The organism is Microbulbifer discodermiae, assembly GCF_040742695.1.
Lineage (GTDB): Bacteria > Pseudomonadota > Gammaproteobacteria > Pseudomonadales > Cellvibrionaceae > Microbulbifer.
Genome location: NZ_JBFLAB010000012.1, coordinates 13,423 through 37,500, shown reverse-complemented (window position 1 = coordinate 37,500; position 24,078 = coordinate 13,423). Strand labels below are relative to the sequence as shown.

Sequence of the window (24,078 nt, the reverse complement as noted above, 5' to 3'; positions counted from 1 at the left end):
CTACGGGGTGACTGCGTACCTTTTGTATAATGGGTCAGCGACTTATTGTCTGTAGCAAGGTTAACCGTTTAGGGGAGCCGTAGAGAAATCGAGTCTTAATAGGGCGTTTAGTTGCAGGCAATAGACCCGAAACCCGGCGATCTATCCATGGGCAGGTTGAAGGTTGAGTAACATCAACTGGAGGACCGAACCCACTAATGTTGAAAAATTAGGGGATGACCTGTGGATCGGAGTGAAAGGCTAATCAAGCCGGGAGATAGCTGGTTCTCCTCGAAAGCTATTTAGGTAGCGCCTCGCGTCTCACCCACGGGGGTAGAGCACTGTTTGGGCTAGGGGGTCATCCCGACTTACCAACCCCATGCAAACTCCGAATACCGTGGAGTGCAATCGCGGGAGACACACGGCGGGTGCTAACGTCCGTCGTGGAAAGGGAAACAACCCAGACCGCCAGCTAAGGTCCCAAATACCAGTTAAGTGGGAAACGATGTGGGAAGGCCCAGACAGCTAGGAGGTTGGCTTAGAAGCAGCCATCCTTTAAAGAAAGCGTAATAGCTCACTAGTCGAGTCGGCCCGCGCGGAAGATATACCGGGGCTAAACTGGTAACCGAAGCTGCGGATGCCTTCGGGCATGGTAGAGGAGCGTTGTGTAAGCCGCTGAAGGTTGACCGGGAGGTTGGCTGGAGGTATCACAAGTGCGAATGCTGACATGAGTAACGATAAGGGAGGTGAAAAACCTCCCCGCCGGAAGACCAAGGTTTCCTGTCCAACGCTAATCGGGACAGGGTTAGTCGGCCCCTAAGGCGAGGGCGAAAGCCGTAGTCGATGGGAAACAGGTTAAAATTCCTGTACTCGCTATTGCTGCGATGGAGTGACGGAGAAGGCTAGGCCAGCATGGCGATTGGTTGTCCATGTTTAAGGTTGTAGGCTTATGACTTAGGCAAATCCGGGTCATACTCTTAAATGAGAAGGCTGAGAACTGATGACGAGTCTCATTATGAGACGAAGTGGTTGATGCCCTGCTTCCAGGAAAAACTTCTAAGCTTCAGGCAATAGAGAACCGTACTCGAAACCGACACAGGTGGTCAGGTAGAGAATACCAAGGCGCTTGAGAGAACTCTGGTGAAGGAACTAGGCAAAATGGTACCGTAACTTCGGGAGAAGGTACGCCGCTGACGGTGATCGGACTTGCTCCGTAAGCTGTTGGTGGCCGAAGTGACCAGGTGGCTGCGACTGTTTATTAAAAACATAGCACTCTGCAAACTCGTAAGAGGACGTATAGGGTGTGACGCCTGCCCGGTGCCGGAAGGTTAATTGATGGGGTTAGCTTCGGCGAAGCTCTTGATCGAAGCCCCGGTAAACGGCGGCCGTAACTATAACGGTCCTAAGGTAGCGAAATTCCTTGTCGGGTAAGTTCCGACCTGCACGAATGGCGTAACGATGGCCACGCTGTCTCCACCAGAGACTCAGTGAAATTGAAATCGCTGTTAAGATGCAGTGTACCCGCGGCTAGACGGAAAGACCCCGTGAACCTTTACTACAGCTTTGCACTGAACTTTGAGCCTGCTTGTGTAGGATAGGTGGGAGGCTTTGAAGCGGTAACGCCAGTTATCGTGGAGCCATCCTTGAAATACCACCCTGGCATGTTTGAGGTTCTAACCCAGGTCCGTAATCCGGATCGGAGACAGTGTATGGTGGGTAGTTTGACTGGGGCGGTCTCCTCCCAAAGAGTAACGGAGGAGTACGAAGGTGCACTCAGCATGGTCGGAAATCATGCAATGAGCATAATGGTATAAGTGCGCTTGACTGCGAGACAGACATGTCGAGCAGGTACGAAAGTAGGTCATAGTGATCCGGCGATTCTGTATGGAAGGGTCGTCGCTCAACGGATAAAAGGTACTCCGGGGATAACAGGCTGATACCGCCCAAGAGTTCACATCGACGGCGGTGTTTGGCACCTCGATGTCGGCTCATCACATCCTGGGGCTGAAGCCGGTCCCAAGGGTATGGCTGTTCGCCATTTAAAGTGGTACGCGAGCTGGGTTTAGAACGTCGTGAGACAGTTCGGTCCCTATCTGCCGTGGGCGTTGGAGATTTGAGAAGAGTTGCTCCTAGTACGAGAGGACCGGAGTGAACGAACCTCTGGTGTTCCGGTTGTCACGCCAGTGGCATTGCCGGGTAGCTATGTTCGGACGGGATAACCGCTGAAAGCATCTAAGCGGGAAGCCTCCTTCAAGATGAGATCTCCCTGGGACCTCGAGTCCCCTGAAGGGCCCTGGAAGACTACCAGGTTGATAGGCTGGGTGTGGAAGCGCTGTGAAGCGTTGAGCTAACCAGTACTAATTGCCCGTGAGGCTTGACCATACAACAGAGATGGTTACTGACGATTGAGTGAGTGGATTGTGGTGTAGAGGCACACGACGCTTGCGGTGTATTACTACAGAGTGTTTTACCGACTTATTTGGGGTTATCGCCGGTCATACTGACCGAGGCAAACAGCGATAACAGGGCGGGCGGAGTAGCTGTTCAAGAGCGGCCTCACTCATAAGACCGAGCCAACCCAAGCCAGTTTGCCTGACGACCATAGAGTTGTGGAACCACCTGATCCCTTGCCGAACTCAGCAGTGAAACGCAACATCGCCGATGGTAGTGTGGGGTCTCCCCATGTGAGAGTAGGTCATCGTCAGGCTTCTAAACAGAAAGGGTCATCCAACAGGGTGGCCCTTTTTTATTGCAGCTTTACAGCTGCTTGACTGGGGTCATTTCCCTTCGAGTTCTTTTTCCAAAGGGAAAATACATTCATTGTCGCTTAAAGCTTCCGCTTGTTTGAATTCTTTGCAAAAAGCGAATACCGTTGGTCTGATGCCATAGCGCCCAGTCGTTAACCCGGTGCAGGCTAAAGAAAAAAAGTAAAAAAAAACAGCCAAAAAAACGGCTAAAAAACAGATAAAAACAGCTCAAGAATACCGCAGTCACTGTCGTTCAACCCGCGAGCGCCCCGTAACAGTGGCGCCCGCGGGAAATTCATAACCACAGCCAGTCGATAACAAACCAACAATCAAATAGGGAAGGACCACACCATGACCGCGTGAGTAAGGCATAGGCGCCACCTCCCGGTGCTACCAACACCGAGAGATGGCTAACCCCGAAAGATAACGTACTATCTAGCGAGGCTGTCTTGGATGATACGCCACACATTCGCTCGTCTTCAATAAGGTTCCCCCTGAAGCCGGGCCCTACTGGCCACCCCCGCCCCTGGCGCCGGGGTGTCCTGTGGCGCAGCGCGACCATTGGTGTGGTGCTTTACTTCAGCCGCGCACCGCCCTGGCCACGCAACCTCTCCCCGGATTTATCGTTTCTTTTCCCCAAGGACCGCGCCTGCGGTGAGAGAGACGGCACAAAGCCAATCCCGCTGTCAGCGGCTCTCCGTCACAGGCGATTCAAGGAGCCTATAAAAATGCCTGTCTTTCCCTGTCGATTGTCTAAATCACTACGACTGCAAAGTTTTTATATCATCACACCCGTAGCCATCCACGACGATATTGTGGATTTGGAAATTGAGCCATGCGAGAGCGGCCGTCCCCTTTGGCTCAAACGCTTATTTGAGCTGCAGGAGCAAGCCTGGGCGCTGGCGGACGACCAAGCCATATTCCCTTCCTCCCACACACCAGCCCAACCCAAACCGACCAGGCGAAAGCGATCCTGATTCCAGGGGCAGGGCGCCTCGAAATACCGGGCGCCCTGAGCTGCACCGAGTGCGATTACCTGCTCCTATAGGCACTGTGAGTGTAGTGGTCTCTATCAAACTTCTTTCCTTAGATGCCTTTGGCCAGCGTTGTGCCTTCCTGTCGATGAATTTTGCAGGTGCACTGTGACGCCTATGTGCTGCCACAGGGGCGCCGGGGCTTTCTGGCGGCCCTTGGCCGCTGGTTGAAAGCTGAGCGTTCTGATCGTTAGACCGGCGGTTTGAGGAGTGCGAAGGCAAATAAGAATTCCCCTCTTACCGCGAGGTTCCCTTCAAAGTGTGAGGTGAGTCACATGGTCGTCAAAAAAGTCCCCGCCCAGGTGAAAAAAAGACTTTTGCGACATGCGGACTGTTTCGCTCACCTTTATTATTCATAGGCTTTATCGCCGCACAGACGGTGAAGCTAGATCTGCCCTTGGTATCGCAAATGGGGCATTCGACCGGCTACCCCCAATACTAATAAGGAGTACAACATGGCAAATGAAGAGCAGGCACCATACGGGGATGAGAATTCCAGCAGCTTTCTCGATGGTTTTATGGACCAAAAAGACTCGGCCAAGCAGGATTCACGTACCAGCGATGACCAGGACAAGTCCGTGATCGGAAAAAACATCAAATTCCGCGGTGAGCTGATTGGTAACGAGAGCCTGCATATTGAAGGTACTATCGAGGGTACTGTAATCATGGAAGGCCACAACCTTTCCATAGGCGCCGGTGGTGAACTCAATGCAAACATTCACGCAAAAAACATCACTGTGGAAGGCGCCCTCACCGGTGACGCACTGGCGGAAGAGTTGATTGAAATCCGCAATACAGCGGTAGTGAAGGGCAATTTGACCGCACCCCGTATTCAGCTGGACGACGGCGGTAAGTTCCGGGGCTCCATGGACATGGTAGATACGGATGCGGAGATGAAAGAGCGCGTAACTGAGTTCAAGGAAAAACTGGTTCATCCAAGCCTGCCTCCCCGTGATGCTGCAAGTGAAGAAAAATCCACTAATGGAATGTTCTCTTCTGCCGCCGCAAGCGACTATACCGACAACGCCTTCGAGGCTGAAAATACCTGATCGCGACTTTCCTTGGTGGATTAATTTCGGCGAGTGGTTGTGATGAACAAGCCGCTCCGCCGGGAAGTTGCTGTGGGGTTTGGAGTCGGGATGTATGCAGCATCACTCGTTCGGCTTGGCGGCGCTGAGTCAGGAAATCATTCAGCCGGGGTACCGTATTCTGGACTTGGGGCCGCTGTCCGTGGGAACGACCCAGGCTTTTCTGCAAAGGAACTGCCCCTGTTATATAGAAGACCTGATCGAATTTTTTGCCGACAACCAACAGGCGCCCGACCTTAAAAAAGCGCTCGCCGGGCACCTGGTGCCAAAGCCGGAAAAAATAAAACTAGATGTAATACTCTGTTGGGATTTACTTAATTTTCTCAATAAGGAGTTGATTGCTTACCTGCTGGAATTGTTGGCGCCAAATCTCAAGCGGGGAACCTTGCTGCACGCCATGATGTATACCGGTGCCAATGCGCCGGCGCGCCCGGCAAGGTTCCGCCTGTTGCGGGATTTCACCTACGAGACGGCCGATGACCCAGGCTACCCAAAGGTGGTGTATCAAAAACATGCCACCGTGACTTTGATGGAGAGCCTTGGCCGCTTCAGTCTCAGTAATTCCCTGGTGCAGCGCCAGGGAATGCGCAAGGATATGATCGAGTATTTCTTTGAATATGAAAGCGGGAACTCGCTGGGCAAGGTGCGTCCAGGCGGTGCTTCCGGTGTGGCAACCCATTTCCCGGAGGAGGCATCTGCTGCGGCCTTGACCCTAAAAGGCCTGGACTCGGCGATGGCCCAGGTGCGGAAGTCTCCGGTGAGCAAAGTCATCGACTGTGGTTCCAGAACAGGAAGGAACATTGGTGCGCTGGAAAAGCAGGCGGGTGAGCTGTTTGTCCTGGATCTTCACGCGGTTATTCAATGGCACAAGAAGCGGGGAAAGGATGGGGAGAAAGCCATAGGGGATGCCTTCAGCAAGTTTTCCCAGCTGGGCCTGTGCGATGCGATTCTCAGCTGGGACCTCCTCAGCTTTTACCGCCCTCAGGAGGCATTGGTTCTGTGCCGGCTGCTGATTTCCAAACTAAAACCAAGCGGGCATTTGCATCTGATATTCTGCAAGCGGGAAAGGTTGCCTAAGCGCCCGGCCACATTTGAGATACAGGCCAATAACCGCGTTCAGGTGAAAGAGTTCCCCCTGTCGGGAGAAGACAATTTTTACAATAACCTCACTGAGCTGATCAGGGCTCTGCCCCGTATGCAACTGACTGGTCAGGGGCATGGAAAGCTGCCGGGTGGTGTTTTTTACCACGAGCTGGCTCTGCGAAAATTTTCTGAGGCTTAAACGATGTCAGGGTTGCTTAACCAGATATTTTTGTCACTGTCACCCGCTATGGTTACCGATGCGTTCCTGGTAGTCATGTTGGCTATCTTTGCACTGGCGGTGATATTTCGTTTTGTCGGTGTCGGACGCAGCTTCCTGGAACAGGCTGCAGGCTTTCTGACTTCCCTGGGTATCCTGGGTACCTTTGTCGGCATCATTATTGGCCTGTACGGATTTTCTCTCGACGACATAGACCGCAGTATCGCCGACCTGATGGCGGGGCTGAAAACGGCATTTATCACCAGCGTTGTCGGGTTGGCGCTCTCCCTGCTACTGCGGGCCTTTACCACAATGCTGCGCCTGCCTTCCGATCCGGCACATGAAACGGCCACAATTGACGATCTGAACCGGAACCTGATCACCCTGCAGGAAAGTCTCGCAAGCTTTTCCAGGAGCGCCGGTGAGGAGATGGTATCCAGTCTTGAGCGTGTGGTCGATGGGTTCAACTTGCGGCTTCAGGCCCAGTTCGGTGACAACCTGCGGGACTTTTGTGCACAGCTGGAAGGGCTGCGGCCAGCCTTGAATTCGGTGGCATCGGAGTATAAGGCACACGCCGAACGGGTGGAATCCTGGAGCCAGAGCTGTGACAGAAGCCAGCGCGCGCTCACCGAACAGCAGGATACACTGGCGCAGATGTTCGACAGGGTTGCACAGTTACCGCAGGTCTACCGTGGGCTTGATCAGCTGTTGGCCAGGCAGGCGCAGCAGACAGAACAGCTGGAGCGCCTGTTGCGCGGGCAGAGTGAAGCGGTAGGGCAGCTGGCGGAATTGTTGCCGCAGTTGCCGCAAAATCTTGAATTGTTGTCGCGGGGCCTGGTGTCGGCACAGGGGAGTGTCGACGATAACCTCGCGGCCATTAACGGCTTGTTGGGCGAACACTCCCGCGCTCTAACCGAGCAATTCCGACAGCTTTCAGTCACGCTTGGCGATCTGCAGGCGCTGAATCCAGAAATGCTGCACAACCTGATAGGTGATTCGGTGCAGGTGCACCGCGACTCCATGCGTGAACTGGCGCAGGTGATGGCAACCAATCATCGCGAAATGTCACAGGCACTGACGGAGGTGATTCGCAAAGAACTGCGCGAGGCCGATATTTCCATCCGCCGGCAGTATGAGCAGATGGATCGGGTGATGGCTCATCAGGTAGATCAGGTGTTGTCCGCCATGGGGGAGGCTCTGGCGACCCTCAGCGGTAGCTTTACCCGGGACTACCGGCAGCTGGTGGCGCAGATGCAGCGCCTGAAAGCCCGGGAGCCGGAATATGCCGACTAGTCTCTCCCGGCGGCGGAGAGCCTCGGAGGATGGCGAGTGGCTCAGTGTCTCGGACCTGATGGCCGGGCTGATGATGGTATTCCTATGCATCGCCATAGTGATGATGCGCTCTGTCATGGAGGAGCGGGAAAAGATACGGGCGCTGGCGCAGTCTTTTCGCGATAACCAGTTGGCGATTTACCAGTCGTTGGAGAGAGAGTTTGGTCCGGATCTGCCGCTTTGGGGGGCGACCCTTGACAAGGACCGGCTGACCATCGCATTCAATAATTCCGATGCGATGTTTCAAACCGGCAAGGCAGAGATGAATCTGCAGGCACGGCAAATTATGGAGGACTTCTTCCCGCGCTATATCGCTGTGCTGAAGCCCTACCTGGGTTCTATTCTGGCGATTCACATAGAGGGACATACCAGCTCGGAGTGGGCCGGTGGCAGCGGGCCCAGGGAGAATTACTTTAACAACTTGCGCCTTTCACAGAATCGTTCGCGGGAGGTTTTGCGCTTTGTACAGGGGCAGATGCCGAGAGAGGAGGTTCCCGGCATGCTGGCGCTGGTGGCGGCGGTGGGTTATTCATCCGCCCGTCCCGTCCTGCGCGCTGACGGTACTGAGGACCCCGAAAAATCCAAGCGGGTGGCGTTTCGGGTGATCACCAACTCGGAGGCGCAGATCCACCGAATACTAGAGGAGGCCTTGTAGTGGCACTGTGGAAACAGGCTCTGGCAAAATTGCGCGGCCCGGCCGCGGCAAAATCGTCCGGAGAGACGGCGGCAATTGCGAATAGCGACGGGACGGGGTCGCCGGAAGGCACTGATGGAGCCGGTGTAGCCGGCGAAACACCAATACCGGAGGACGGTCAGGTGGCCCTGGCGCAGGAGCTGCGGGTCGGCATTGAGGTGAGCATCGGCGACCTGGAGCCGCACCCTGCGGGTTGGCGCTATAGGGGGCACCCGGTGATGGTATTCGGCGTCGATGGGCCGGAACTCACCGATAGAGACAAGCGCCGTGAATTTTTTTCCCTGGTGCACCTTCACCCCTGCTGCGCCGCGCTCAGGAGTGACGGGCGCAGCGCCTGGGTGGGCACGGACCTGGCCGCCATAGACAGTTCCCACGGCGCCGGCCCCTTCAAACTTTGCCGGGCCTGTCTCGAGGCCGCTGGGGGGCGCGGTGCCGATCCGGACGTTTTTGATTTTTCAACCCATGTCAGCAGCCAGGGTGACAGCTATTTCGCCGAGAGCGCCTGTTTCTGGCAGTCCGGGCACAAGGTCCGGCCGCTCCAAGCGCCGCCTGCGGCAGCAACGGGTGAGTGTCCCGACTGTGGTTGCGGTTCCGCGGCGCCCGGCTGGCAACTGGACGCCGAAGACGCCCGCCACCTGGAACTGCCCGAAGGGATCTGCGTGCTGTGTGCAGAGCGCAGGGGAGAGGGCTGCCTGCATCTGGGCGGCCAGCTCGCCCTAGAGGCGGCATCGGCCCGCTACCGCGATCTTGTAGACCGGGCTGCAAAAGCGCCGGTGTCATCCTGGAAACTGGTGGAGGCGGTATTGCCCCTGGGGTGGCGGCCGTTGTTGCGCAGCCTCCAGCGGCAACTCCCCCCGCCGGAGCCTTTCTATCAATATGCGGAGTCTGCGCCGCCGGCGATACTGGCCTGGCCATCCCTGCGCCGGGGGATAGTGGCAAAGCCGCAGGGGGCGGATGCGAGCGGCGGAGACTGGCGTCTCTGGACCCGCTCCCAGATTGAAGCGGAGTTGGGATTCAGGCCCCGCTGACAGCGAATTTCGCTGCAGGCGTCATCGCAAGGTTTGTACGCTGAATTACTCTAAGGACGTAATTCGGCTCGATATCTGGTCAAGATGCCAACCGTTAAGAGTAACTAACGCTGCGGTTTGAGGCTGCTTATAGTTGTGGACATTGTGCAATTATGGCGAAGCCATGCACAAAAGGCCACAGCTGCAAGCTGTCCTAGCCACGTAGTGGCGACCAACACCTCCTTGTTAGGTTTGTACTATTTGTCTTGCCCTCGTTTATCAAAGACTGACAATAAAGCAGCACATGCGATAGCAAGTATATGTGCCACCATGAAGCCTATGGCAACGTATAAGAATACTATTATTTCGCCTTTTTCAAGACCCTTTATATATAGGGCGCCGAACAACAAGCCCGCACAGATTAAAGTTATTGGAGCAGCAGTGGAATCAGCGCTGAGATAGCAATGGCCTCCGCAAGTATTTTCATAGTAGTGACAGCAAACGTAGCAAATAGCTAACGGCAATGAAATATACCAATATTCGTATGAAGTGTTGAGCAATGGGAAGGCCAGCCATGACATGAAATAGACGAACAGCGCCACTATTTCAACATAATCTTCTTTGAGGGAAAGTCTCTGGTATTTCATGGGTAACTCGGACTGCTAACGCCTTGCTTAGTGGCCGTAGTGTAGCGACAGCGAAACGGAGATCCGAGCGCAGCGACTACGGCAATTTGTTTGATTTATTTAGACACATTAAGTGGGTATCGTCCATTTTCGTGCCAAGTCAAAATATATCTTGCACAATTACCCAATGTAAACTCACTTGGCTGTATATAATGTGATGAGATTACATTTCTAAGTGGTGCCACAGGAAGCTCGCTACTTGCCAACTCTTGTAAAATTACAACTTCAGATACCTTAAGTGGTTCAATTGTATAGCCATGCTTGCCGCTGCTATCAATAATCACTTCTTTGTTTTGGATGAGCAATTGCAAAAGTTCTAACGCATTGATTTCTTCTGCACTTGAGTTTAGTGATAATGTTGCAAGAACCACAAATAACAATCTCATTTGAATATATTCATCCTGTTCTTAACACATGGTGAAATTCATAACGCCTAGTTAAGGGGCAGCCGAAACGCAGTGTAAGCTGTCCCGCGGAGGACGCGCTTTTTGCAGCCGGAGTGTACTTGAGCAACTTGTTATAAAGCGACATTTTTACGCACATAGCTCCACGCTGAAATTGAACAAACAAGGCCAAGTCCGCCATAGATGCCTAAAAATACTGTTGACTCGGTACTAAACTCTGTTCCCGAAGTACCAAAAACAACTGCAGGCGTAAAGAAACCCAAAACAAAACCAGCCACTGCATATACTACAAAGCTGAGTCGATTTGACCAAGCATACGCTTGCCATAAAAGAATTAGTGGATATGCAAAAACTAAACAGATTACAAACGCTACTGGGAATGCAATAAGGCCAAAAAACGTCGCCGCACCGCCATACGATGGCAAGCTTACTAATGTTAAGAGTAAGGCGCCAATAAATGCTGACTGAATGCTAGATGCAATTATGTGCTTCCACATGTTCAAGCCTTAGAACGTTGCCAGCAGGGGCAGATGAAGCGCGCAGCGGTTTGGCTGTCCCTCTGGCTGGCCTTGTTACGTGCTGATCTTGCACAGATGCTTGATTGTTTTTTCATGTTTTTTACCCACCAAGCCTACATCTTGATGAAAGCGGAATCCAGATCTCTTAACTTTGGCCGCATCAAGCGCCTTTTGCGCTTCTGAACCATCATTATTGATTAATGCTTTAGAAGCATGCCACTTGTAATAGTCCAGCGGAAACGTGTGGGGTAGCCTGATTTCTCCGGACAGTCCCGATTGTTACCATAGGCAATTGGGAGTATGTAATGACTATGAGAAAGACTTATTCAATAGAGTTTCGTTCAGAGGCCGTAAAGCTGGTCCTTGAGCAGGGCTTGACGCAGGCGGAGGCGGCCCGGAGGTTGGGTATCTCCAAAGGCACCCTGGCAAACTGGGTGGTGGCTGCAAAGGCTGGGGGCGAGAAGCCAGCACCGGGAGCACGCTCTGTTTCCGAGCTTGAGTCTGAGAACGCCCGGCTGCGGAAGGAGCTGATGAGTGCTCGTCAAGAAAGGGACATACTAAAAAAGGCCACGGCGTATTTTGCTCGGGAGTCACTGCCAAATGCGCATGGATAGATGAGCACCGGAAGGAGTTTCCGGTGGCAGTGACCTGTCGAGTACTGGGAGTATCTCGCTCTGGTTTTTACGACTGGCGCGGGCGCCCGCCCTCGCAACGGGCACAAGAGGATGAGCTGTTGAAGGTGGCCATTCGGGCAGCCCATACCAAGTCGCGAGAGACTTACGGTGCGCGCCGTCTACAGCCGGAATTAGCAGCGGATGGCTTTGTAACAGGTCGAGATCGGATTGACCGTCTGCGCCGAGACATGGGACTTCAGTGCCGTCAGAAACGCAAGTTTAAGGCAACTACCAACTCAGCACATTCGCTGCCGGTGGCAGACAATGTTCTGGGGCAGGTCTTTGAGCCCACGCGCCCGAACGAGATCTGGACTGGGGATATCAGTGTGCCGCAGCAAGCTGCGGGAGAGATGAGGGATTGTGGCCCCTCGTCATCGGCATGCAGGTGCTGGTGACAAACCACCTTATGCGGCGACGGCCAAAAGCCGTGGTCGTGAGCGATAAGGAAAAGGCGCCGCAAAAGGCGTCAGGTGTGAAATAGGAAGACGAACAACCGTGAACTGCCGTTCAATTGTCGAAACAGTTCAGATGACATCAAAACCGGGGAGTGATGTTGCTCCGGGATCAGTGCGGACAGAGCCTGCCGATGGGCCGCATGGTGTCCGGCATAGAGGCAGCGTGATCCTGTTTCGGGCTCTCTCGTGGAACTGCGGGAACCTTCGATGGCAATGCCAAGGGAAAGGCGCAAGCTTACAAGGCAAGGCCGATAGTACCGATGTGCCATCAAGGGACGGAGCCGCTCGTAGTAGTGTTGAAGGGGCTGTAATGGCCGTGGAGCGAAGGGGCGGCGTCATTCAGCCGAGTTTGCTGGCCAACTGTGCGAGCCAATGAGCGAGGCAAAGCCATTTGCGATTGCAAAATCTTTAGTCTGGGAGGCGTACAAAGACGTAAAGGCTAATCGAGGGGCAGCGGGTGTCGATGGGCAGTCGCTGCAACAGTTTGAGCAGCGCTTGGGGCCGAACCTTTACCGGATCTGGAACCGCCTATCGTCGGGAAGCTACTTTCCACCGGCGGTCAAAGGTGTCGCGATCCCAAAGAAGAGCGGCGGCGAGCGAATCCTGGGTATACCGACAGTGTCGGATCGTATCGCGCAGACGGTCGTCAAGAAGGTCTTTGAGCCACTGGTCGAGCCGATCTTTCACGAGAATTCCTACGGCTACCGCCCGAATCGTTCAGCGCACGATGCGTTGGCTATGGTGCGACGGCGATGTTGGGAGTACGACTGGGTGATTGAGCTCGACATCAAAGGTTTGTTCGATAACATCGACCATGACCTACTGATGCGAGCGGTGCGACATCACTGTCAAATACCGTGGGTGGTGCTCTACATCGAGCGCTGGTTGAAAGCGCCGATGGTGGGTGCAGATGGTGAGGAACAGCAACGCGACCGAGGTACCCCCCAGGGGGGAGTCATTAGTCCGGTACTGGCCAACCTCTTTCTGCACTACACACTGGATCGCTGGATCAAAACGCATTGTCGAAGCGTGCGATTGTGTCGCTATGCCGATGATGGGGTGATCCACTGCAAAAGTCAGCGGCAAGCTGAATGGGTGCTTACCCGAATCAGCCAACGGTTGGTGGATTGCGGCTTGCAGATCCATCCAGAGAAAACGAGCATTGTGTATTGTAAAGATATCAACCGACAACGGGAGCACAAGAGCATTGAGTTCAGCTTTCTGGGTTACAGCTTTCGTCCTCGCAAAGCGGTGGATAAATACGGGCGCGTTTACGTCAACTTTTCACCAGCGGTGAGTCCGGCAGCCTTGAAGGGCATGCGACAGGAAATCCGTAGTTGGCACTTGCAGTTGAAAAACGACAAGTCGCTGATGGATTTATCGCGCATTTTTAACCCGGTATTGCGGGGCTGGTGGCAGTACTACGGGCGGTTCTATCGCTCGAAGCTGTCGGGTATTGGCGAGCATCTGGATAGTTACCTGGTTCGATGGTTGATGCGCAAGTTTAAATACTTCGCAGGCCATAAAACCAGAGCGTGGCGATATCTCGATACACTGAAGCAACGTCATTCGCACGCCTTCGTGCACTGGAGTGAACGAGCAAGGGGCCGAATGATGGGAGCCGTATGACGCGAGAGTGTCACGTACGGTTCTGCGAGGGGCTGGTGGTGAGACTCCGCCGGTCTACTCACCCACATGCGCAATGCCTCCACGACAAATCAAGTGGTTTCGCGCTTGATTTCCCCCCTGTATATACCTGTTCGAGACAGCAGGCGGCTGGTAAAGCTTTTTTCAGCAGCCTGTTAGGCGCACACCGTTTCCCCCACCGCGGAGTGCGCTTGGCGCTCGCCCACCCTTTTTCTATTATTGAACCGTTGCCCCAGTCGATCCTTTAGCAGGCTGTTGAAATTCGAAGAATTTCGACGCCTGGTACCGGAATATGGATGTTCCGGCAAATTCAACGACGCCTAAGTCGTTGAATTTGGGAGAAAAGTGAAAATCACATTTTTCGCTTTTCGTGTTTTGAAACAGGCAGGATGCCTTTTTCAACAACCTGCTAGTAGGTGGCAGAGGCGACAAGCCATTGGGTGGGGCGTCATCTACTGGTTAAAAAGCCAATTTATTACCCTGGCGCGGCAGCCGGGCAACAGTGGGGTATCGGTGTGAAGTATCAGTTGGAATCCGGATGGCTGGCGGGGGCCCGCAGAGTGCCCAGCCCCCACTGCGATCAAAGGCCCGCGGACACACCCATCGAACTGCTGGTGATTCACTGTATCAGCCTGCCGCCGGGACAATACGGCGGCTCCCATATCGATGATTTTTTTTCCGGTGCCCTGGACGTCGACGCGGATCCCTATTTCGAGGGGATTGCCGGGCTGCGGGTATCCGCACACTTGCTGATCGACCGGCACGGCCGGGTCACCCAGTATGTGCCGCTGGACAAGCGCGCCTGGCACGCCGGGCAGTCGTCCTTTTGCGGTCGCAGTGACTGCAATGACTTTTCCGTCGGGATTGAACTGGAAGGGCTGGATTCGGACAGCTACACCGACGCCCAGTACCAGGCATTGGCGGAGGTGACCGCCGCTATCATGCTCGCCTACCCGGGCATTACCGCCGACAACATCACCGGCCACTCGGACATAGCCCCGGACCGCAAGCTGGATCCTGGTCCCGGGTTCGACTGGGGTCGCTACCACACAGAGTTGAGCGCCCTGTTGTCGGATACCGCCTAATTGCCCCGAATCGCAGCATCAAGGGTTTTTCCGCTGCAGCTCCGGCGTTATTCTTCCCGCACGAGTTTACCAAGTGGGAATTGCTATGGCTCTGCTGACTGTATTGCTGGCCCTCGGCCTGGTCCAGCTATGGGGTTCCGGCGCGCCGGTTCACCGGGATGTCTGGTTCGCCTGGTGGCACCGCAAGCTGCCGGGGTCCCTGAGGGACAACCCCGGCCTGCTGCTGGGCGCCACCGTACTGCCGCCGGTGCTGCTCAGTGCCGTCATCATGGTGCTGGCCGAGGCGCTCCTGGGCCGGCTTGGCATCTTGTGTGCCGGGGTACCGCTGCTGCTCTATTGTCTGGGGCGCGGGAACTTCAATGAATGCGTGTCCACATACCTGCGCAACTGGTACCAGGGCGATTTGACTGCGGCGCGGGAGGCGGCGGCGCCGCTGCTGAAAGAGCTGCGCGAACAGGAGAGCGCCACCCCGGAGCAGTTGCACGAACAGGTGTTCCGCGGTGCCGCCTATACCGCCTTCGAGCGCCTGTTCGCGGTGCTCTTCTGGTTCGTCCTGCTGGGAATTCCGGGCGCCCTGTTGTTTCGCCTGAGCGCCCTGTACGCCGAGTTGGACGAGTCGCAAGACGATCCGGAGCTGGTGCAGCGCTGGCTGTGGTTGCTGGAATGGGTGCCGGTGCGCGTGATGGGCTTCAGCTTCGCTATTGTCGGCAATTTTGTCGGTTGTTTTCGCGCCTGGAAAAACTGCCTGACCTGCCGCGAGCGGAGCACGGATCAGGTCCTGGAAGTGTACCTGGAGGGGGCGCTGGGGGGGATAGATGCCAGCCAGTGCAGTGCGGGCGTGGAGACCGGTGAGGCGCAGCGATATTGCGGTGCTCAGCTGGAAGGCCTGCAGGCGCTGTTGTCGCGGGCTCTGCTGTTATGGATCACCGCGCTGGCCCTGGCGGTGCTGTTCGATATCTGAGTTTCCCATTGGTACCTTGTTGGTGAACTGGTACTAAATTTGGAATTTTGTCCCAATTGTCCGCTTGACGTGGGGGCGCTGGAGCGGAATATTGCACTCTGCGTGGTCACGGGCACCGGCTGCCCGGGTACCTCGCCGGCACAGGCTCAACCCTTCGTGTAATAAAAATGCAGAAGAGAAAATAACCTCAGCGGGAACTATCAAATGGAAGCGGCAACCACGAAATCTCCAACAGCGGCAAACAGTGAGAGTCTCAACGCCCCGGCCCTGGTCGCGGGCCTGCGCTCTTATTTCAGCAGCGGCACTTCCGCCGACCTGAGCTGGCGGCGCCGGCAACTGATGCGGTTGCGGGATATGCTGGTGGAAAACGAAGCCCGGTTCATCGAGGCCCTGCACAGCGACTTGCACAAGGCGCCCCAGGAGGTGTTTACCACCGAAGTATCGGTGGTTCGCGGTGATATCGACAATGCGCTCAAGAATCTCAAACGCTGGTCCCGCGCCCGCCGTGCGGCCACACCGCTGGTGGCGCAGCCGGGCAAAAGCTATATCCAGCCCGAGCCCCTGGGGGTGGTGCTGATCATCGGCGCCTGGAACTATCCTCTGCAGCTGCTCCTGTCCCCCCTGGTGCCGGCCATAGCCGCCGGCAACTGTGCCGTGGTCAAACCGTCGGAACTGGCGCCCGCCACCGCCGGCCTGATTGCGGAATTGCTGCCCCGCTATCTGGACCGCGACGCCTTCGCCTGTGTCGAGGGCGAAGTGGCGGAAACCACCGCCCTGCTGGAGCAGCGCTGGGACCACATCTTCTACACTGGCGGCGGACAGGTGGGCAAGATAGTGATGACCGCAGCGGCCAGGCACCTGACGCCGGTAACCCTGGAGCTGGGGGGAAAGAGCCCCTGTATCGTGGCCGATGATGCGGATATCGGAATCACTGCGCGGCGTATCGCCTGGGGCAAGTTCACCAATGCCGGCCAGACCTGCATAGCCCCGGACTATTTGCTGTGCACCAGAGCCACAGCGGAGCGGCTGCTGCCCGCGATCGAAGCCAGTGTGCGCGAAATGTTTGGCTCAAACCCCCGCGATTCAGCGGACTATGGGCGCATCGTCAACGACCGCCACACCCGGCGTATCGCCGCTTACATCGGCGACGGAGAGGTGGCCTTTGGCGGCCAGGTGGATATGGGGGCGCGTTATATCGCTCCCACGGTGCTGCGTAAGGTGCCGGTGGAATCCACGGTAATGCAGGAGGAGATTTTCGGTCCGGTACTGCCGGTGGTGGAACTGGAGCATATAGGGGAGGCCGAGCAGTTCGTCAACAGGCGCGACAAGCCCCTGGCGCTGTACCTGTTCACCCGCGACGACGGGGTGACCAAACGGATTCTGGCCCAGTGCAGTGCCGGCAATGTCTGTATCAATGATTGCATGATGTTTACGACGGCCCATGAGCTGCCGTTTGGGGGTGTCGGCCCCAGTGGCATGGGTGCCTATCATGGTGAGCATGGCTTCAAGACCTTCAGCCACTTTAAGGCGGTGATGAAACGCAGTTACAGGTTTGACCTGAGTGTGCGCTATGCGCCGTTTTCCGCCGCCAAGATGCGCCTGCTGCGCCTGCTGCGCCTGCTGCGCTAAGGGGCAGCTGAACAGGGCGACAATCCAGTGGGTGAGGGATCATCTATTGGATTGATGGCTTAACAATTGATAGCGCAGAGTCACTGTGCAGGGCGGATCTGCGTACCGCCGCTCACCGGAGAAGCACCGAGTTTATGTCCGTCGCCAGCCGCGATCTGCCCACCAGTGCAGATGTTTTTACCGCCGCACAAAATATCGCCGGGCGGGTGCGTTGCACACCGCTGATGCGCAGCCGCCTGATCGATACTGCCACTGGCGCCAAACTATTTTTTAAGTGCGAACACCTGCAAAAAGTCGGCGCCTTCAAGGCCCGTGGTGCGGCAAACGCCCTGGCGCAATTGCCGGCGGGGGTTGAGCGTGTCGCAACCCACTCCTCCGGTAATCACGGTGCCGCTCTGGCCTGGGCCGCGGCGCAGAGGGGCCTCTCCTGCACCGTTGTGATGCCGCAAACGGCGCCTCGGGCCAAGCGGGAGGCGGTGGCGGCCTACGGCGCCGATATAGTCCTCTGCGGCCCGACCCTGGCCGATCGCCATGCAGCGCTGGAACAGGTGGTGGCCGCTAGCGGCGCCCATGTGGTGCCGCCGTTCGACGACAGTCGGATCATTGCCGGCCAGGGCACAGTGGCGCTGGAGATTATTCAGCAGAGCCGGGAGCTGGGTGCAGTGCCGGATATCCTTGTCGCCCCTGTGGGCGGAGGCGGGCTGCTGGCGGGCATAGGCCTGGCGGTGGCGGCGCTGGCGCCGGAGATGCTGGTTATCGGCGCCGAGCCCGCCGGTGCCGACGATGCCCAGCGCTCCCTGCGCGGCGGCAGCCATGTCACCGAGCAGACACCGGAGACTATCGCCGACGGTTTGCGCACCACCCTGGGCTACCGGAATTACGCCATAGTGCGGCGCACTGTGCGGGACATAGTCACTGTCCCTGAGACGGCTATCGTCGATGCCATGCGGCTGCTGTGGACCCGCACCAAACAACTGGTGGAACCCTCCGCTGCGGTCGGCCTGGCCGCAGTGCTGGAGCACGGCGCGCGGTTTCGCAAAAAAAATGTCGCCGTGGTACTGACCGGCGGTAATATGGATCTAGATAGGGTTTCGGAATTGTTTCCACCGGGGGGAAATGGCAAGTGATAGCATTGACTATGGGGTGCACCCAGTGCCCGAGGGCGGGATTTATGGGGGCCGCGACTGCTAAACTGGTGGCTGTCATAGCACTACTGGTAACTGCCACTATGTCCTCTGCCGCTGAATTTACCCTTACATCCGCCACCATGAACGCCGGCGAGCGCATGCCCCTCGCCCAGGTTTACACTGGCTGCGGCGGCGAAAATATTTCCCCCGAGCTGAGCTGGAGTGGGGCGCCGGAGGGAACCAAAAGTTTTGCATTAATGGTATTCGACCCGGATGCACCCACCGGCAGTGGCTGGTGGCACTGGGTGATGTTCAACATTCCGGCGGACGTCACCAGCCTGCCGGAAGGGGCCGGGGATCTCAAGGTCGGTATGATTCCCGAGGCCACCCAGGTGCGCAATGATTACGGCAGTCCCGGTTATGGCGGTGCCTGCCCGCCGCCGGGGCATGGGGACCACCGCTACCAGTTTCGCCTCTATGCCCTCAAGGTGGAGGAGTTGCCGCTGGACGACAATGCCACGCCGGCGATGGTTGGCTTTAATGTCAACGCCAACAAGCTGGCGGAAGCCGGACTGGAAGTGCTGTGGGGGCATTGAGCAAGCGGCAGCCTAAGTGTGAACAGGCCCTAGAAAAAACATGACTGGAGCCACGATCCGGCAAGCCGTATTCAACCGCCGCATGTTGATCTGTGTAGGCACCGGATTCGCCTCCGGTATGCCGCTCTATGTGCTGGTGCAGCTGGTGCCCGCCTGGCTGCGCTCGCAGGAGGTCAGCCTGGCCACCATCGGCCTCTTTTCCCTGCTGGGTCTGCCCTATACCTGGAAATTCCTCTGGTCTCCGCTAATGGATCGCTATGCGTTTCCCCTGCTGGGGCGGCGCCGGGGATGGATGTTGGCAATGCAGATAATGCTGGTCGCATCCATTGCCGCCCTGGGTGTCTTCGATCCCCAGGTGGACATTTGGAGCATCGCCGTACTCTGTTTTGCGATGGCATTTTTCAGCGCCAGCCAGGATATAGTGCTGGACGCTTTTCGGCGTGAAATTCTGCCCAACCGGGAACTGGGCCTGGGAAATTCCTTCTATGCCAATGCCTACCGGATATCAGGGCTGATACCGGGTTCCCTCAGCCTGATCCTGGCCGATCACCTGCCCTGGAACCTGGTGTTTCTCACCACTGCCGCCTTTATGGGGGTGGGCATAGTCACCACCCTGTTGGTCAATGAACCGGAGCACCCGGGCGAGCGTCCCAAAAGCCTCCGTGATGCGATGGTTCTGCCATTTGTAGAGTTTTTCACCCGCAATGGCACCAAATCGGCACTGTTGGTGCTGGCGTTTATGGTTCTGTACAAGCTCGGGGACAATATGGCGACGGCACTGGCCACGCCCTATTACCTGGATATGGGCTACAGCAAAACCGACATAGGCCTGGTGGCCAAAAATGCCGGACTCTGGCCGGCGGCCATCGGTGGTTTTCTCGGTGGCCTGTTGATGGTGCGAATCGGGATCAACAAGTGCCTGTGGATTTTTGGCGTTATCCAGCTGGTGTCCATTTTCGGCTTTATGATTTTGTCAGAAGTGAACGGAGACCGGGTGGGAACTCCCGGCTTCGAACCCAGCTTGTGGCTGTTGGCGATAGTGATCGCATTCGAATACCTGGGGGTGGGGCTGGGGACAGCTGCCTTCCTCGCCTTTATCGCCCGCACCACCAGTAAACTGCACACGGCTACCCAGCTGGCCTTGTTTTCGGCCCTGACCCTGTTGCCGCGCACCGTCGCCAACGCTTCCACGGGTTTTCTGGTGGAGGCCATGGGCTGGACCAATTTCTATCTGCTGTGTGCCGCCCTGGCCATACCCGGGATGCTGCTCCTGTTCGCCGTCGCCCCCTGGCGTGGCGATAGTGAGCAGGAGGAGGCCGGTAGTCACCCGGATGATCGCTGACGCGGTGCAAAAGGGGGCCGATTATGGTCGCCAGCGATATCTGCCCAGCTCCACCCGGCCATTCAACAGCGTCACCCCCTCCCGTTCCAGCAGCTCCCGCTGTCGCGCGGCGCGGGGCTCCGGCAGGGATATTCGGCCCTGGGCGTTGATGACCCGGTGCCAGGGCAGCTTGGTGCCCTTTGGCAGCTTGCGCAGCGTCTGGCCGGCCAGACGCGCCGCGCGCGGGTAGCCCGCCATTTCCGCCAGGTCTCCGTAAGTGACCACTCGCCCTCTGGGTATTGCCGCCAGTACCCGGCAGAAGCGAGATATGGCATCATTGGTTGGAATTGCGGTCTCTGTTCCCACGATAAATCCACTGTATTTTAATCACTATAAAATCAACGCCATGGTTGTGCTTCGAGCTGTATCCAAACTGACCAGTATTCTGGCGCTTTCACTGTCCCTTGTCTCCCTTCCCGTGGCGGCGGGCATACTCACCCTCAACAATGGCGACCGCATCCACGGCCAGCTGGTACTGGTGGAGAGGGAAGCTGTGGTCTGGAAGTCGGAGACCTTCGGGGAGATCCGGCTCGGCAAGGACAAGATACTGTCCCTGGATACCGACGTCGAACTGAAAGTAGCCGGGCGGGACGACCCCTGTACCCTGGCCGGGCACCGGCGGGAAAAATGGGAGCTCTACTGTAAGGAGGGTTCCGGTTACCTCGTGGACTTCCCGGCGGTCGAACGCGCCGAACCCTATGCCCAGTTCCTGGGGCACCCGGTGGTAGTGCACGGCAGTGTCAGCGTCGGCGGCGTGCTGGAGAGCGGCAACCGGGAGCGCGAGGACCTGGACGCGAAGGCGAAGCTGGATATTCGCCACGACGACTGGCACCACCTGGTCGATGTGCTCTATCAGAACCAGGACAACATCGAGGTGGAGGGGCTGGAAAAGTACCAGCTGGGTTACAGCCTGCGCTGGATCTTCGCCCAGCAGTGGTTCGCCGCGGCCAATACCTCTGTGGAGCGCGAGGAGGCGCGCAACCTGGATCTCAGTTCCAAATTCGGTCTCGGTCTCGGTTACCTGTTTTACGACACGGACAAAAAAACCTTGTCGGTGGAAGGTGGTCTGAGCAAACTGCGGGAGCGGTTTATCGATCCCGCCCTGAGCACCGGCCAGGACGACCTCTATGCAGCGGCACGGGCCGCGGTGAATTACCGTTACAAATTTGATCTGGGGCCGGAAGTCTACTTCGATCAGGAACTGCTGCAGTCGCTGGACAGCAGCGACGATTACCAGAGCAGCGCCAAACTCGGCTTGCGGATGCCCCTGGCGGCAGGGTTGCTGATGGAGACCGCCTACTACTGGCTGTACGACAGCACCCCTTCCCTCGAAAGTGTAGAGGAAGATACAAAGCTGACCGTCGGTGTCGGCTATCAATGGTAAAACAACAACCAGAGAGGAACAGAATGAAGATTGCCAACAGCGTTATCGCGATTACCGGCGCCGGACAGGGTCTTGGCCGGGCCATGGCTGAACACCTGGCCGGCGCCGGCGCGCGCCTGGCATTGATGGATGTCAACGGGGACGGGCTCGGGGAAACTGTGGCCCATTGTCAGGAACTGGGCGCGGAAGCGCGCGGCTACTCCGTCAACGTGGCCGATGAGGAACAGGTGGAGCGCGGCTTTACCCATATCGTGGAGGACTTTGGCGGCCTGCAGGCACTGGTCAATAACGCCGGCATTATGCGCGACGGCCTGCTGCTGAAAGTGAAGGACGGCAAGGTCGCCGACCGCATGTCCCTGTCCCAGTGGCAGTCGGTGATCGATGTGAACCTGACCGGTGTTTTTCTCTGTGGCCGCGCCGCTGCGTGGCTGATGGTGGAGACGGGGCAGGGCGGTGTCATTGTCAACATCTCCAGCCTGTCCCGCGCCGGCAATATGGGCCAGACCAACTACTCCGCCAGCAAGGCCGGTGTCGCCGCCATGACCGTCACCTGGGCCCGGGAGCTGGCCCGCCACGGCATCCGCGTGGCCGCTATAGCGCCGGGTTTTATCAATACCGATATGGTGGCGCAGATGCGTCCCGAAATTCTGGATTCACTGGTCAAGCAGGTGCCCTTGCGCAGATTGGGTGAACAGGGAGAGATCGCCGCCACCGTCGATTTTATTCTGCAAAACGACTTTGTCAGTGGGCGTGTGCTGGATATCGACGGCGGCGCCCGGATCTGACCCGGCTCTCTGTCCATAAAAGCGGTGTTCGCCGGCAAACCCGGGCTGAAAAAAGCCGGCGAGGGCTTTTTTCATGCTGGAACCGGGCCGGCAAATGATCTGAGGCCAGGGCGGGGTTTCACCCCGCCCCGCCGGTCGCGCGGTCCGGGCCAGTTCCGGTCAGGAAATTCGCGCTACGCCGCCGCTTCTGTGGTCGGACAGCATCCACTGCCACAGCTGTATGTGCCGGGCGCGGAAGGCGCCGGCGCAAGACAGCAGATAGTAGCGCCACATGCGGTATAAATGGCGGTCGTACTGCCCCGCGAACTGCTCCCAGTGCCGCTCGAAATTACTGTGCCAGGCCATCAGGGTCTGGTCGTAATCGGTGCCGAAATTGTGCAGGTCCTCGCACACCAGCAGGTGATCCACTGCATCGCCAATCTGGCCCGCGGAAGGCAGTTCTCCATTGGGGAAAATATAGTGCTCTATCCAGGGATCGGTGGTGGAGTGACGCTGGTTCTTGCCGATGGTATGCAGCAGGAAGAGGCCGTCCGGTTTCAGGCAGCGCTTGGCCACTTGCATAAAGGTGCGGTGGTTGCGGCGCCCGACGTGTTCGAACATACCCACGCTGGCGATGCGGTCAAACTGCTGCCGCAGGTTGCGGTAGTCCTGCAGGTGCACCTCCACGGGCAGGTCCGCATAGTGCTCCCGCACATAGGCCGCCTGCTCCTTGGACACCGTGATGCCCACACATTCAACCCCGTAGTTTTGTGCCGCGTAACTCACCAGGCTGCCCCAGCCACAACCGATATCCAGCAGGCGCATTCCCGGCTGCAGACCCAGCTTGCGGCAGATAAGGTCCAGCTTGGCCTCCTGTGCCTGGTCCAGGGTCTTTGCCCCCGCGCGCCAGTAGCCGCAGCTGTAGACCAAGCGCTGGTCCAGCATGGCAGCGTAAAAACTGTTGCCCAGGTCGTAGTGGCGCTCGCCCACTTCGAAGGCCCGGCGGCGGCTCTGCAGATTGATCAGGTGACTGCGCAACAACCTCAGGGCGCTGCGCCAGGGATTGATAAGCCGGGTCAGGTCCAGGCGCAGAATACGAAAGAAGAGCTGGTCCAGAGCCGCGGCGTCCCAGTCCCCGCGCATATAGGATTCCCCCAGGCCCATACTGCCCCGGGCCAGTATCTCGTCCAGTGCCGCCGGTCGGTGCAACCGCATGTCCCAGGGGCGGTCGCCATTGATGCGAATGTCCGCCTGTTGCAGAATTTCGTCCAGAAGATGGCGTTTGCGCACTGACACCACAGGTGCCAGGGTTTCCTGTTGCTCACCAGCCATATACGCCTCCTATGCTAAGCTGTCTGATCGTCGTTCCTGTACCATTAAGCCTGTAACCCAATGGATAATCCCTCATCTATTGGATTACGGCTCTTGAAAAACTGCGCAATTACGTGGAATCGTTGGCTTTCCTCGGGCTTGCGCCAGCCCGGGAAATAGCAGCGCCCCTTGCCGTCACTCAGTGCCGCTCTAGTGCAGTGGGCACCAGCAGATTAGAGTACCAAAAACCCCGATGGTTGCCGTGCCGGCCATCG

20 protein-coding genes, 2 rRNA genes and 1 pseudogene (1 of these 23 only partly in view) are annotated in these 24,078 nt (G+C 57.1%); 18 read left to right on the top strand and 5 right to left on the bottom strand.

The window, feature by feature from the left end; translation table 11 throughout:
• The 7 genes from AB1S50_RS06400 to AB1S50_RS06370 form a co-directional block, all read left to right on the top strand.
• Positions 1–2,361: ribosomal RNA gene (locus AB1S50_RS06400) — 23S ribosomal RNA — on the top strand; it begins 528 nt to the left of the window's first position.
• A 209-nt stretch (positions 2,362–2,570) separates the two neighbouring features.
• A 5S ribosomal RNA gene (rrf, locus tag AB1S50_RS06395) occupies positions 2,571–2,686 on the top strand.
• A 1,529-nt stretch (positions 2,687–4,215) separates the two neighbouring features.
• Positions 4,216–4,809 carry a bactofilin family protein gene (locus AB1S50_RS06390; RefSeq protein ID WP_367149691.1) on the top strand — a complete coding sequence of 198 codons (594 nt, stop codon included), beginning with the start codon at positions 4,216–4,218 and terminating at the stop codon, positions 4,807–4,809.
• 94 nt (positions 4,810–4,903) lie between these two features.
• Positions 4,904–6,130, top strand: a complete 1,227-nt coding sequence (locus AB1S50_RS06385; protein ID WP_367149690.1) for a hypothetical protein — start codon at positions 4,904–4,906, stop codon at positions 6,128–6,130.
• A 3-nt stretch (positions 6,131–6,133) separates the two neighbouring features.
• Complete coding sequence (locus AB1S50_RS06380; RefSeq protein WP_367149689.1) at positions 6,134–7,441, top strand: MotA/TolQ/ExbB proton channel family protein; 1,308 nt, start codon at positions 6,134–6,136, stop codon at positions 7,439–7,441.
• A complete protein-coding gene (locus tag AB1S50_RS06375) occupies positions 7,431–8,135 on the top strand; it encodes an OmpA/MotB family protein (RefSeq protein ID WP_367149687.1) in 705 nt (234 codons plus the stop codon). Before AB1S50_RS06380 ends, AB1S50_RS06375 begins: the two co-directional genes overlap by 11 nt.
• Entirely contained in the window at positions 8,135–9,202 is a 1,068-nt protein-coding gene (locus tag AB1S50_RS06370; protein ID WP_367149685.1) for a hypothetical protein, read from the top strand. Before AB1S50_RS06375 ends, AB1S50_RS06370 begins: the two co-directional genes overlap by 1 nt.
• Positions 9,203–9,438: 236 nt before the next feature.
• Here AB1S50_RS06370 and AB1S50_RS06365 read toward each other — a convergent pair whose 3' ends face one another.
• The 3 genes from AB1S50_RS06365 to AB1S50_RS06355 form a co-directional block, all read right to left on the bottom strand.
• Positions 9,439–9,828, bottom strand: a complete 390-nt coding sequence (locus AB1S50_RS06365; RefSeq protein WP_367149684.1) for a hypothetical protein — start codon at positions 9,826–9,828, stop codon at positions 9,439–9,441.
• 95 nt (positions 9,829–9,923) lie between these two features.
• A complete protein-coding gene (locus tag AB1S50_RS06360) occupies positions 9,924–10,253 on the bottom strand; it encodes a hypothetical protein (protein WP_367149683.1) in 330 nt (109 codons plus the stop codon).
• Positions 10,254–10,384: 131 nt separating this feature from the next.
• Entirely contained in the window at positions 10,385–10,768 is a 384-nt protein-coding gene (locus AB1S50_RS06355) for a hypothetical protein (protein ID WP_367149682.1), read from the bottom strand.
• Between the two features lie 33 nt (positions 10,769–10,801).
• On the opposite strand from AB1S50_RS06355, the gene AB1S50_RS06350 reads away from it, so the two are divergent.
• The 9 genes and pseudogenes from AB1S50_RS06350 (at position 10,802) to AB1S50_RS06310 (ending at position 20,305) form a co-directional block, all read left to right on the top strand.
• Positions 10,802–10,972, top strand: a complete 171-nt coding sequence (locus tag AB1S50_RS06350) for a hypothetical protein (RefSeq protein WP_367149681.1) — start codon at positions 10,802–10,804, stop codon at positions 10,970–10,972.
• 122 nt (positions 10,973–11,094) lie between these two features.
• Positions 11,095–11,789: pseudogene (locus tag AB1S50_RS06345) on the top strand (IS3 family transposase); the annotation flags it as partial.
• Between the two features lie 501 nt (positions 11,790–12,290).
• Positions 12,291–13,547, top strand: coding sequence for a group II intron reverse transcriptase/maturase (ltrA, locus tag AB1S50_RS06340; protein WP_367149680.1), 1,257 nt, complete (start codon positions 12,291–12,293; stop codon positions 13,545–13,547).
• Positions 13,548–14,080: 533 nt separating this feature from the next.
• Positions 14,081–14,650, top strand: a complete 570-nt coding sequence (ampD, locus tag AB1S50_RS06335; RefSeq protein WP_367149679.1) for a 1,6-anhydro-N-acetylmuramyl-L-alanine amidase AmpD — start codon at positions 14,081–14,083, stop codon at positions 14,648–14,650.
• 85 nt (positions 14,651–14,735) lie between these two features.
• Complete coding sequence (gene ampE, locus AB1S50_RS06330; RefSeq protein WP_367149678.1) at positions 14,736–15,611, top strand: regulatory signaling modulator protein AmpE; 876 nt, start codon at positions 14,736–14,738, stop codon at positions 15,609–15,611.
• Between the two features lie 204 nt (positions 15,612–15,815).
• Complete coding sequence (locus AB1S50_RS06325) at positions 15,816–17,240, top strand: aldehyde dehydrogenase family protein (RefSeq protein WP_367149677.1); 1,425 nt, start codon at positions 15,816–15,818, stop codon at positions 17,238–17,240.
• A gap of 134 nt (positions 17,241–17,374) precedes the next feature.
• Positions 17,375–18,367, top strand: coding sequence for a threonine ammonia-lyase (locus AB1S50_RS06320; RefSeq protein ID WP_367149676.1), 993 nt, complete (start codon positions 17,375–17,377; stop codon positions 18,365–18,367).
• Positions 18,364–18,963, top strand: coding sequence for a YbhB/YbcL family Raf kinase inhibitor-like protein (locus tag AB1S50_RS06315; RefSeq protein WP_367149675.1), 600 nt, complete (start codon positions 18,364–18,366; stop codon positions 18,961–18,963). The genes AB1S50_RS06320 and AB1S50_RS06315 overlap by 4 nt, the downstream gene beginning before the upstream one ends.
• A 40-nt stretch (positions 18,964–19,003) precedes the next feature.
• Positions 19,004–20,305, top strand: coding sequence for an AmpG family muropeptide MFS transporter (locus tag AB1S50_RS06310; RefSeq protein ID WP_367149674.1), 1,302 nt, complete (start codon positions 19,004–19,006; stop codon positions 20,303–20,305).
• 21 nt (positions 20,306–20,326) lie between these two features.
• Here the strand turns inward: AB1S50_RS06310 and AB1S50_RS06305 are convergent, their stop codons facing one another.
• Positions 20,327–20,569: an MGMT family protein gene (locus AB1S50_RS06305; protein WP_367149673.1), complete on the bottom strand. Its 243-nt coding sequence runs from the start codon at positions 20,567–20,569 to the stop codon at positions 20,327–20,329.
• On the opposite strand from AB1S50_RS06305, the gene AB1S50_RS06300 reads away from it, so the two are divergent.
• Positions 20,562–21,728 (top strand): DUF481 domain-containing protein, encoded by a 1,167-nt coding sequence (locus tag AB1S50_RS06300; protein ID WP_367149672.1) that lies wholly within the window; start codon positions 20,562–20,564, stop codon positions 21,726–21,728. The two genes, AB1S50_RS06305 and AB1S50_RS06300, sit on opposite strands and share 8 nt — an antisense overlap.
• A 23-nt stretch (positions 21,729–21,751) precedes the next feature.
• A complete protein-coding gene (locus AB1S50_RS06295; protein ID WP_367149671.1) occupies positions 21,752–22,513 on the top strand; it encodes an SDR family oxidoreductase in 762 nt (253 codons plus the stop codon).
• Between the two features lie 159 nt (positions 22,514–22,672).
• Here the strand turns inward: AB1S50_RS06295 and cfa are convergent, their stop codons facing one another.
• A complete protein-coding gene (gene cfa / locus AB1S50_RS06290; RefSeq protein WP_367149670.1) occupies positions 22,673–23,824 on the bottom strand; it encodes a cyclopropane fatty acyl phospholipid synthase in 1,152 nt (383 codons plus the stop codon).
• Between the last annotated feature and the right edge of the window lie 254 nt (positions 23,825–24,078).

Bases quoted from the DNA above. Each gene is read 5' to 3' on its own strand.
- AB1S50_RS06325 (WP_367149677.1), top strand. From the start codon at position 15,816: ATGGAAGCGGCAACCACGAAATCTCCAACAGCGGCAAACAGTGAGAGT.
- AB1S50_RS06360 (WP_367149683.1), bottom strand. From the start codon at position 10,253: ATGAGATTGTTATTTGTGGTTCTTGCAACATTATCACTAAACTCAAGT.
- AB1S50_RS06380 (WP_367149689.1), top strand. From the start codon at position 6,134: ATGTCAGGGTTGCTTAACCAGATATTTTTGTCACTGTCACCCGCTATG.
- AB1S50_RS06390 (WP_367149691.1), top strand. From the start codon at position 4,216: ATGGCAAATGAAGAGCAGGCACCATACGGGGATGAGAATTCCAGCAGC.
- AB1S50_RS06310 (WP_367149674.1), top strand. From the start codon at position 19,004: ATGACTGGAGCCACGATCCGGCAAGCCGTATTCAACCGCCGCATGTTG.
- AB1S50_RS06375 (WP_367149687.1), top strand. From the start codon at position 7,431: ATGCCGACTAGTCTCTCCCGGCGGCGGAGAGCCTCGGAGGATGGCGAG.
- AB1S50_RS06295 (WP_367149671.1), top strand. From the start codon at position 21,752: ATGAAGATTGCCAACAGCGTTATCGCGATTACCGGCGCCGGACAGGGT.
- ampE (WP_367149678.1), top strand. From the start codon at position 14,736: ATGGCTCTGCTGACTGTATTGCTGGCCCTCGGCCTGGTCCAGCTATGG.
- AB1S50_RS06365 (WP_367149684.1), bottom strand. From the start codon at position 9,828: ATGAAATACCAGAGACTTTCCCTCAAAGAAGATTATGTTGAAATAGTG.
- AB1S50_RS06320 (WP_367149676.1), top strand. From the start codon at position 17,375: ATGTCCGTCGCCAGCCGCGATCTGCCCACCAGTGCAGATGTTTTTACC.
- cfa (WP_367149670.1), bottom strand. From the start codon at position 23,824: ATGGCTGGTGAGCAACAGGAAACCCTGGCACCTGTGGTGTCAGTGCGC.
- ltrA (WP_367149680.1), top strand. From the start codon at position 12,291: ATGAGCGAGGCAAAGCCATTTGCGATTGCAAAATCTTTAGTCTGGGAG.
- AB1S50_RS06350 (WP_367149681.1), top strand. From the start codon at position 10,802: ATGAAGCGCGCAGCGGTTTGGCTGTCCCTCTGGCTGGCCTTGTTACGT.
- AB1S50_RS06355 (WP_367149682.1), bottom strand. From the start codon at position 10,768: ATGTGGAAGCACATAATTGCATCTAGCATTCAGTCAGCATTTATTGGC.
- AB1S50_RS06385 (WP_367149690.1), top strand. From the start codon at position 4,904: ATGCAGCATCACTCGTTCGGCTTGGCGGCGCTGAGTCAGGAAATCATT.